This is a genomic window from Streptomyces sp. NBRC 110035 (genome assembly GCF_000829695.1).
Taxonomy (GTDB): domain Bacteria; phylum Actinomycetota; class Actinomycetes; order Streptomycetales; family Streptomycetaceae; genus Streptomyces.
Genome location: NZ_BBNN01000059.1, coordinates 18,959 through 28,791, shown reverse-complemented (window position 1 = coordinate 28,791; position 9,833 = coordinate 18,959). Strand labels below are relative to the sequence as shown.

At 70.0% G+C, this 9,833-nt stretch carries 6 protein-coding genes and 1 pseudogene; 5 read left to right on the top strand and 2 right to left on the bottom strand.

Going from position 1 to position 9,833, the window contains the following annotated elements:
• A pseudogene (locus TU30_RS31485) lies at positions 1–618 on the top strand (IS701 family transposase); the annotation flags it as partial.
• A gap of 268 nt (positions 619–886) precedes the next feature.
• Here the strand turns inward: TU30_RS31485 and acnA are convergent.
• The gene (gene acnA, locus TU30_RS31480) at positions 887–3,607 is read right to left on the bottom strand and encodes an aconitate hydratase AcnA (protein WP_042176724.1); all 2,721 of its coding nucleotides are present in this window, start codon (positions 3,605–3,607) and stop codon (positions 887–889) included.
• A gap of 277 nt (positions 3,608–3,884) precedes the next feature.
• On the bottom strand, positions 3,885–5,276 hold the full coding sequence (locus tag TU30_RS31475) for an MFS transporter (RefSeq protein ID WP_234308054.1): 1,392 nt from the start codon (positions 5,274–5,276) through the stop codon (positions 3,885–3,887).
• 294 nt (positions 5,277–5,570) lie between these two features.
• Between TU30_RS31475 and TU30_RS31470 the strand changes: the two genes are divergently transcribed.
• The 4 genes from TU30_RS31470 to TU30_RS35855 are packed head-to-tail and all read left to right on the top strand — an operon-like array spanning position 5,571 to position 9,776.
• Positions 5,571–6,377, top strand: coding sequence for a 2OG-Fe(II) oxygenase family protein (locus TU30_RS31470; RefSeq protein WP_052479988.1), 807 nt, complete (start codon positions 5,571–5,573; stop codon positions 6,375–6,377).
• Complete coding sequence (locus TU30_RS31465; RefSeq protein ID WP_176726290.1) at positions 6,374–7,282, top strand: 2OG-Fe(II) oxygenase family protein; 909 nt, start codon at positions 6,374–6,376, stop codon at positions 7,280–7,282. Before TU30_RS31470 ends, TU30_RS31465 begins: the two co-directional genes overlap by 4 nt.
• Positions 7,279–8,841, top strand: coding sequence for a cytochrome P450 (locus TU30_RS31460; RefSeq protein WP_107068634.1), 1,563 nt, complete (start codon positions 7,279–7,281; stop codon positions 8,839–8,841). Before TU30_RS31465 ends, TU30_RS31460 begins: the two co-directional genes overlap by 4 nt.
• Positions 8,838–9,776 (top strand): 2OG-Fe(II) oxygenase family protein, encoded by a 939-nt coding sequence (locus tag TU30_RS35855; protein WP_199816930.1) that lies wholly within the window; start codon positions 8,838–8,840, stop codon positions 9,774–9,776. Before TU30_RS31460 ends, TU30_RS35855 begins: the two co-directional genes overlap by 4 nt.
• Positions 9,777–9,833 lie beyond the last annotated feature (57 nt).

Here is a 9,833-nt window from a genome sequence, read left to right as displayed (position 1 = left end):
GTCTCCTGCCGGCACCACATCACCACCGCTGCCGGAAAGATCCGCGCCGACCTCCTGGCCCGGCGGATCCCGAAACGGGCCTGGCAGAAGCTGTCCGCAGGAGCCGGAGCCAAGGGCCACCGTCACTACGACTGGGCCCTGGCCCATGTCACCGACGAGCGTCCCGGCCACCGGCACCTCCTCGTCCGCCGCAACCGCCGCACCGGCGAACTCGCCCACTACCTCTGCTACTCGACCCACCCGACCACCCTGCAGACCCTGGTGAGGACCGCGGGGCGCCGCTGGACGGTGGAGGAGACATTCCAATCGTCGAAGGGACTGGCCGGACTCGACGAACACCAGGTCAGACGCTGGACCTCCTGGCACCGTTGGGTCACCCTCGCCATGCTCGCCCACGCCTTCCTTGCTGTGGTGACCGCACTCGAACGTGACCAGCACCAGACAACCAGCGCACTGAGTCCGCTGACCCGCAACGAGATCCAGCACCTGTTCACCACGCTCGTCACCCATGCCGCCCACGACATGGCGCACCGGCTGGGCTGGTCGCAGTGGCGACGACGCCACCAAGCCCGGGCCAAGACCGCCCACTACCGGCGCCAAGACGCCCAGCCAGCATGAAGATCACGATCTACGGCTGGAGTACTAGGAAGCGATCTTCAACCGTTTCTGTCCCGCCTGGTCAGAGACACTCGTGGCACCCCACAGAAGAACCCCGCACCTGGTACCAGGTGCGGGGTTCTTCGTCTTCGTAGGGATGCGCAGTTCCGCTCCGGGAACAGATCGCCTGCGATCATGGTCGCAGGCGGCGTCTTCCGCCCCGTCGCACGCGAGCGCCCTGCCCCCGCGCGCGAGATGCAGGGGCAGGGCGCTCGTTCACGTCAGCTCATCAACCGACAAGTTGGCGAAGCACGTAGTGCAGGATGCCGCCGTTGCGGTAGTAGTCCGCCTCGCCGGGGGTGTCGATGCGCACGACCGCGTCGAACTCGACGCCCGTGTCGGTGGTGACCTTCACCGCGCCCGGGATGGTGCCGTCGTTCAGCCCGGTGACGCCGGTGAAGGAGAAGGCCTCCTCGCCGGTGAGGCCGAGCGTCTCGGCGGTGTGGCCCTCCGGGAACTGGAGCGGCAGGACGCCCATGCCGATGAGGTTCGAGCGGTGGATGCGCTCGTACGACTCGGCGATGACGGCCTTGACGCCGAGCAGCGCGGTGCCCTTGGCCGCCCAGTCGCGGGACGAGCCGGAGCCGTACTCCTTGCCGGCCAGGACGACCAGCGGGATGCCCTGGTCGATGTAGTTGCGCGAGGCGTCGTAGATGAACGAGACCGGGGCGTCGGCCTGGGTGAAGTCGCGCGTGTAGCCGCCCTCGGTGCCCGGCGCGATCTGGTTGCGCAGGCGGATGTTGGCGAACGTACCGCGGATCATGACCTCGTGGTTGCCGCGGCGGGAGCCGTAGCTGTTGAAGTCGCGGCGCTCGACGCCGTGCTCCGTGAGGTACTGCCCGGCCGGGGTGTCGGCCTTGATGGCGCCGGCCGGGGAGATGTGGTCGGTGGTGACCGAGTCGCCGAGCTTGGCGAGGACGCGGGCGCCGGTGATGTCCTCGACCGGGGCCGGCTCCATGCCCATGCCCTCGAAGTACGGGGGCTTGCGGACGTAGGTGGACTCGGTGTCCCACTCGAAGGTGTTGCCGGTCGGGATCGGCAGCGCCTGCCACTGGGCGTCGCCGGCGAAGACGTCGGCGTAGGACTTGGAGAACATGTCCTCACCGATGGTGTGGGCGACGACGTCGTTGACCTCGGCCTCGGTCGGCCAGATGTCCTTCAGGAAGACGGGGTTGCCGTCCTGGTCCAGGCCGAGGGACTCGCGGGTGATGTCCACCGTCATCGAGCCGGCGAGGGCGTACGCGACGACCAGCGGCGGGGACGCCAGGTAGTTCATCTTGACGTCGGGGTTGATCCGGCCCTCGAAGTTGCGGTTGCCGGAGAGGACCGAGGTGACGGCGAGGTCGTGCTCGTTGACGGCCCGGGAGACCTCGTCGGGCAGCGGGCCGGAGTTGCCGATGCAGGTGGTGCAGCCGTAGCCGACGAGGTTGAAGCCGACCTTGTCGAGGTACGGGGTCAGGCCCGCCTTGTCGAAGTAGTCGGTGACGACCTTGGAGCCCGGGGCGAGGGTGGTCTTGACCCACGGCTTGCGGGTCAGGCCCTTCTCGACCGCCTTCTTCGCCACCAGGGCGGCGGCGACCATGACGTGCGGGTTCGACGTGTTGGTGCAGGAGGTGATGGCGGCGACGGTGACGGCGCCGTGGTCCAGGTCGTACTCGGTGCCGTCGGGGGCGGTGACCTTCACCTTGTTGCTGGGGGCACCGTTGGAGATGGCCGGGGCGTCGGAGGCCGGGAAGGACTCCTTGCTGGCCTCGTCGACGTCGCCGCCGTCCTTGACGTAGTTGCGTACGTCCTGGGCGAACTGGGCCTTGGCGTCGGCGAGGACGATGCGGTCCTGCGGACGCTTCGGGCCGGCGATGGACGGCACGACGGTGGACAGGTCCAGCTCGAGCTTCTCGGAGAAGTCCGGCTCGGCCTGCGGGTCCAGCCAGAGGCCCTGCTCCTTGGCGTACGCCTCGACGAGGGCGACCTGCTGGTCGCTGCGGCCGGTCAGGCGCAGGTAGTTCAGCGTCTCGTCGTCGATCGGGAAGATCGCGGCGGTGGAGCCGAACTCCGGCGACATGTTGCCGATGGTGGCACGGTTGGCCAGGCTCGTCGCGGCGACGCCCTCGCCGTAGAACTCGACGAACTTGCCGACGACGCCGTGCTTGCGCAGCATCTCGGTGATGGTCAGCACCAGGTCGGTGGCGGTGGTGCCGGGCCGCAGCTCGCCGGTCAGCTTGAAGCCGACGACGCGCGGGATCAGCATGGAGACCGGCTGGCCGAGCATGGCGGCCTCGGCCTCGATGCCTCCGACGCCCCAGCCGAGGACGCCGAGACCGTTGACCATGGTGGTGTGCGAGTCGGTGCCGACCAGGGTGTCGGGGTAGGCCTTGCCGTCACGGGTCATGACGACGCGGGCCAGGTGCTCGATGTTCACCTGGTGGACGATGCCGGTGCCGGGCGGGACGACCTTGAACTCGTCGAAGGCGGTCTGGCCCCAGCGCAGGAACTGGTAACGCTCCTTGTTGCGGCCGTACTCCAGGTCGACGTTCTGCTTGAACGCCTCGTTGGTGCCGAACTTGTCGGCGATGACGGAGTGGTCGATGACCAGCTCGGCCGGCGCCAGCGGGTTGATCTTCGCCGGGTCGCCGCCCAGCTCCTTGACGGCCTCGCGCATGGTGGCGAGGTCCACGACACAGGGGACACCGGTGAAGTCCTGCATGATCACGCGGGCCGGGGTGAACTGGATCTCCTCCGACGGCTGGGCCTGGGAGTCCCAGGAGCCGAGCGCACGGATGTGGTCGGCGGTGATGTTCGCGCCGTCCTCAGTGCGGAGCAGGTTCTCCAGCAGCACCTTCAGGCTGTAGGGAAGGCGTGCGGCGCCCTCGACCTTGTCCAGCCGGAAGATTTCGTACGACTCGTCGCCCACCTGCAGCGTGCTGCGGGCGTCGAAGCTGTTCGCCGACACGACAGTCTCCTTCATTGATGTGCGCGTACCACCACACCGCAAACCCTTTGCGGCTACCGCCACGTGGTGCCGCCACTACCCCTCGACGGATCCGCTAAGGTAAGGCTAAGTTAGGCATCCCTTACCGGATCGCGGCGGCTGCGGTGCACCTCGGCAGATATCTCGATGTCGAGATAACCCTAATACACGACGGCCGAATGGTCATGCGCGGGCCCGCTGTCCGCTGTCATCCAATCGAGGCGTTTGCCCAGCGAACCCAGCCCTGTGGGCTTTCGCATCACTGGTGCGCCCCGGCCCGCGCCACGCCCTCCCGCAGCCTGATCCACACGGCGAGGACCACACACGCCGCCAGACAGCCCGATGCGGTGATCAGCAGTGCCGTGTCGGCGGCTGCTTCCGAACCCACGCCACGGTCCTGGTCGGTGACGGCCCCGGCCAGTCCGACGCCGAGGCCGGCTGCCACGGTGATGGCCGTCTTGGTGACTCCCGACGCCTCCCCGGCCCGCTCCGGCCGGATCACCGCCTGGGTGGCGATGAGCGTCAGCGAGTTGGCCACTCCGAGGACCGCGCCCCCCACTGTGGCCATGGCCACGTACAAGGTGAAGGAGGAGGTCCGGGCGAGGCACGCCAGAACCAGCGCTCCCCCGCACAGGCAGCCCGCCATCAGCCGTACCGCGGACCGTGGCGGCGCCCGCCCGGCGAGCGGCCCGGCGAGCGCCATGGCCAGCGCGGGAGCGAGGAACGCGGTGCCCGCGAGGACGACCGAGAGGTCCCACTGGCCCTGGAGCGTCAGCGGGACGACGAACAGGAACATCACGGTGGTGGTGTTGGCCGCGGCACCGGCCAGGGTGAGCGCCACGTACGGCCCGTTGCGGAAGAGGCCGAGCTCCACCAGCGGATGGGCCGCCGCCCGCTCACGCCGTACGAACAGGACCAGCAGGGCTACCGTGACGGCCACGCCCGCCAGCGCGGCGGGCCACGGCCAGCGCGGTCCGCGGTCGATGACGACACAGAGCGCGGCGAGCGCGGCCGTGGCGCCGGCCAGGCCGCTCCAGTCGACGCTGCGGGGCGCACTGGTGTCGTAGCTCTCGGCGGTACGTGACGCACAGACCGCGCCGAGTACGGCGAGCGGGACGTTGAGCCAGAACACGGCACGCCAGGACACCGACTCGGTCAGGGCGCCCCCGATGAACGGACCGCAGGCGGTGGCGATCCCGCCGATGCCGAGGGCCCAGCCGGTGGCACGGCCCCGCAGTTCGGCCGGGTAGACGTTGGTCAGCAGGGACAGCCCCACCGGCATGATCATCGCGGCTCCGGCGCCCTGGGCCACCCGGGCGCCCACGAGGACGGGCAGGGTCGGGGCAAGCGCGCAGAGCAGCGAGGACGCGCCGAACACGGCAAGCCCCGCGCCCAGGAGCCGCCGTCGGCCGAACAGGTCGCCGAGCCGCCCCGCCCCCGGCATCAGCGTGCCGGTGGACAGCAGGTACGCGCTGATCACCCACTGGAGACCGTCTCCGCCCGCGTGCAGGTCGCGGCCGATCTGCGGCAGGGCGAGGTTCAGACCGAACGAGTCGAGCTGGATGCAGAACACGCCCACGGACATGGCGAGGAGTGCCCATCGCCGGGTGGCGAAGGGCCGTGTCGTCGCGCCGTCGACACCATCCCTCACGGTCGACCCCTTCGGGGGTGGTTCCTGCTGCCGCCGCACGGGCGTGCGGCGGCACGAGACGCTGGTGGCGAGGGGGAGGTCGCAGCCGAAGAACGCTCCTGGACACGGAGGCCGCTGCGGGAGAGAAGGAGGGATGAAGAAGTGGGGGCCGGAATGGAGGGGCTACCCACGGGAAGTCCGATGTGCCACGTCGGCGGGACCGCTGCGTGGATGACGCACGCAGGTCCGTGCCTCGACGCGCGGTCGGGACGAGATCACCGTAACTGGTCCCCGGGCACTTGCCAACCCTTCCCCGTGCGGATCCGGAGTGACGCGTTCGCGCGTCAATTCTACAAAGGTCCGGCCGCGGCGCCGTACGGCCGGTTCCGCGACATCGGCAGCAACCACTTCGGGGATCCGCTGCTCGGCTTCCACCAGCGGATCAACCAGATCGAGCAGTTCCTCCTCGAACGCCGGTTCTGGACCGCAGCCTATCCACTGGAGATCACCGCCCTGGGCGAGTCGCTCACCCGGCTCTCGCGGAACGTCCTGTGTTCCGTCCTCTCCGCGGTGGGCATACCGGAGCGGGACTGGCGGCGGGCGACCGGCGGCTGCTCACAGTGCGCGGGCTCGTACCATCTGACGTTCAATCACTACCGGCCCGCACACGAGGACATCGGGCTCAGCTCTCACAAGGACGACGGGTTCCTCACCATCCTGCGGACGACCGCCCCGGGCCTCGAAGTCAGCCGCGAGGACCACTGGGAGACCGTCCCGGCCGACCCGGCCTGCTTCATCGTCAACTTCGGCCTGTCCATGGAGATCCTGACCGCGGGCAGCCGCATGCCCGTGGCCGCCATCATGCGCAGGGTCGCCCGCCAACAGGACGACCGGTCCAGCTTCGGGCACTTCAGCTCCAGCGGCTGCCTGCCCGGCGAGGACGAGGGCATCTACCGCTACGTACACGGCAGCGGCCTTGAGCGCGTCTGCGGCTCGCGCGAACTCATCGACGAGAACGACTACGAGATCTACGCCGGTACGGACGCGCCGGACGGATCGGACACCACCGTCGTCCCGGGGCGCCCCGATGAGCGCCCCACCGCGAAGGGCGTACGCCGATGACCGTCGACACCATGATCCTCCAGCGTGCCGCCGTGACGGGCGCCGGCCTGCGCTTCGATGCTGCCGACGGCTTGTCCCGGGCCCTACGGGACGGCTGCTTCCTGCTCGCCATGCCCGCCGGGTTCGATCCGGGCCCGGGCATCACTCTGTGCCGAGAGTTCCACCGGGCACCCGACGAAGGGCCGTGGGCCACCCGGGCGTACCGGGGTTTCAAGGACGTGCCGGGCGTCTACTTCGACCGGGAGCACTTCCAGACCGAGCACGTGCTCATCGACGGCCCCGGGCGGGCCCGGCACTTTCCACGTGAGCTCCTCGCCATGGCCGAGCAGATGAGTGCTCTGACGCTCCTTGTGCTGCGTGACGCGATGACCGAGCTGGGCATCGCGCCCGCGCTGTGGAGCGAGATCACCGGCGGCGCCGTCGACGGTCTCGGCACCCACTGGTTCGCGGCGAACCACTACCGGCCGGAGCGCGCCAAGCTGGGCTGCGCCCCGCACAAGGACACCGGATTCGTCACCGTGCTCTACAACGAGGAGCCCGGCCTGGAAGCGTCCGTCGACGGCGCCTGGGTGCCCGTCGACCCCGTGCCCGGCCACTTCGTGGTGAACTTCGGCGGCGCCTTCGAACTGCTGACCGCGGACCTCGACCGCCCGGTGAGGGCCATTCTGCACCAGGTGCGGCAGTGCGCCCCGGCCCCGGGCGCCGCAGACCGCTTCTCCTTCGCCGCCTTCGCCAACCCGCCCGCCACAGGCGACCTCTATCAGGTACGCGAGGACGGCTCGGCCGCGCCCGTGCGCGGCTCCGAGGACTTCCTGCGCGAGTTCAACGAGCAGACCCGGTCCGACCGGCACGCCGACTTCGGCATCGCCAGAGCCGTCGGCGCGAGCGGAGGCGGTACGTCATGAGCGTCTCGGCGAACCGCATCAGCGCCCCGCGCCAGGGCAGGACCGTTGCCCTGCCGCAGGCCCCCGGCGCACCCTTCCCCGGAATCGTCGCCCACCACGACGGACCCAGCCGGCTGCACGGCCACGCCCCGGCGTTCCACGAGGCGACCGTGGTGCGCGGGGAGCCCGCCTCGCACTACTTCCGCGTCTCCGGCATCAGCGCCCGCGCCGAGGAGAACGGCGGTCTGTGCACGTTCTGGATGGGCCGAAAACTCGCCGTCTACCAGATCACCAACGAACCGCTCGTCGGCGACGACGTTCTCGCGCCCTCCACCGACGCCAACCGCGAGCTGTTCGGTGACTTCATGGGCTCCCTGCCCCACGACCACCCGGGCCGCCCAGGGAAGCGGGCCGTGGTCGAACGCTCCCTCGGCAACGCCAAGTTCGTCGAGCGCCTGGAGCCCGCCGTTCGGCGGTACACGGCCGACCACCTCGGCCGCGCGGCTGGCCGGCCCGTCCCGCTCGACGACTTCACGCTGTCCCTGACGGCGTACGTGGACAGCATGATCCCCGGTGTTCTCGATCTCACCCGGCGGCCGCTGCCCGAGTACCTGGACTCCGCCGAGTACGGCCGTGTGGTGCGCGGCTTCTTCGACCTCGCCTCCGACGTCATCAGCAACGACAACCCGGCGGCGATGCGCGAGTTCGACGTCATCGTGCCGTTCGTGCGCGACCTCCTGACGGACAACTTCGACGCCCTGGCCGACGCGCCTGGGTCCAACATGATCCGACGTCACTTCGACCTGTGGGAAATGCCCTTCACCCGGCGGTCCGTGGCCGCGCTCGACGCCGCACGGATCAAGGAACTGGGCACGGTCATCGTCGCCACGTACGACACGACGGCGCTCAGCCTGATGTGGGCGATCGGCTATGTGGAGGCCACGCCCCGGGTCAAGGACGCCGTCGTGGCGGAGGCCAGGCGCGGCACAGGGACGGCGGCCGGGACGGGGTGCCCGTACGCGGACCCGCCTCCGCACACGGGCGCCACTCCGTCCGTGATCGACCTCGCGGTCCTGGAGGCCGTACGCCTCGGCGGCAGCAATCCCAGTGCCCTGTGGCGCCGTACGACCGGGCCGTTCACCCTGCGCCACCGGGGCGTCTCGGTGATCGTTCCACCGGACACCATGATGTGGCTGGACCGGCGGCAGGCCAACCGCGACCCCGCCGTCTTCCCCGAGCCGCGCCGCTTCGCCCCGGCCAACATCGAGGCCATCGTCCGCTCGGACCGGGAGACGGTCTCCTCGCTGCTCTCCCGCGGCCGCTACGAGATCAACTCGTTCAGCATGATCAACGCCGAACGGAACCCCCGCAAGTGCCCCGGCCGGCTCTTCTCGGTGCGGATGCAGTCCATGGTCCTCGCAGAGCTGTACGGCCGCTACGTGGTTGCCACGCAGGGCACCGACCTCCAGCTGAAGCACCACGCGTCCATGCCGCGCCCGGCACGGCCGGGAAGCATCACGATCCGGCCCGACCCCGGCACACCGCGCGACACCGCAACCCCGAGGGAGCCGACCCCATGACCACCGCCAGCTCCCGAGCGACCCGGGCCCACTTCCACCCCACCACCGCCCGGGCCCCGGTCAGCCTGCCGCCCATGCCCGGCGAGCAGCAGGCTCAGGCCTCCTACTCGCCGGTGGACCTCGAACGCTCCTGGTTCGACGGGGACGAGCTGCTCTTCGAGCGCGAGGGAGGCTTCGACCGCGCCCTGGCCAAGGGCTTCTTCCTGCTGCGCATACCCGACGGCCTCGACACCGGCCCCGGGGACCGGTTCGCCGCGCACTTCCACGAGGAGCCGGCCGGTGACGACCTGGACCCCTACCGGGGCTACCGCCACGCCGACGTCCCCGACCCCTACCAGGGCTACTTCGACCGCGAGCACGACCAGTGGGAGAACTTCTACGTCGAGAGGGCGAACTGGGCGCTGCTGCCGCCCGAGGTCACCGAACTCGGCCACCGGATGGCCGGCCTCGGCGTCGCCGTCCTGCGCGCGGTGCTGCGGCACGTGGAGGTACCGCAGCACCTGTGGAGCGAGGTGTCCGGAGGCCTTTCCGACAACGATGGCCACCAGATGCTCGCCTTCAACCACTTCCGTTCGCAGAAGGAGACCCGCGGCTGCAAGTTCCACCGTGACTCCGGGTGGGTGACCGTGCTCCGCTCCTTCGAGCCGGGCCTCCTCGCGCTCATCGACGGAGAGCTGGGCGCCGTCAACCCCGAGCCGGGCCACTTCATCGTGAACTTCGGCAGCTCGCTCGAGGTGCTCACCTCCGCCCTGCCGCTGCCCGTGCGCGCGAACGTGCACGGCGTGGTCTCCACCGAGCGCTCGGCGGGCCGGGCCGACCGCATCTCGTACGTGACGTTCCTGGACTCCGCCCTCGACGGCACCGTCTACCGGCTCGACAACGGCACGGCGTACCCCGTGCAGTCGGTCGCAGACTTCGCCCCGCCCAGGAGGTGAGCCGGACCTATGACAACGACGGCACGCTGTAGCCGGGGCACGAGCACGGCACCGGTG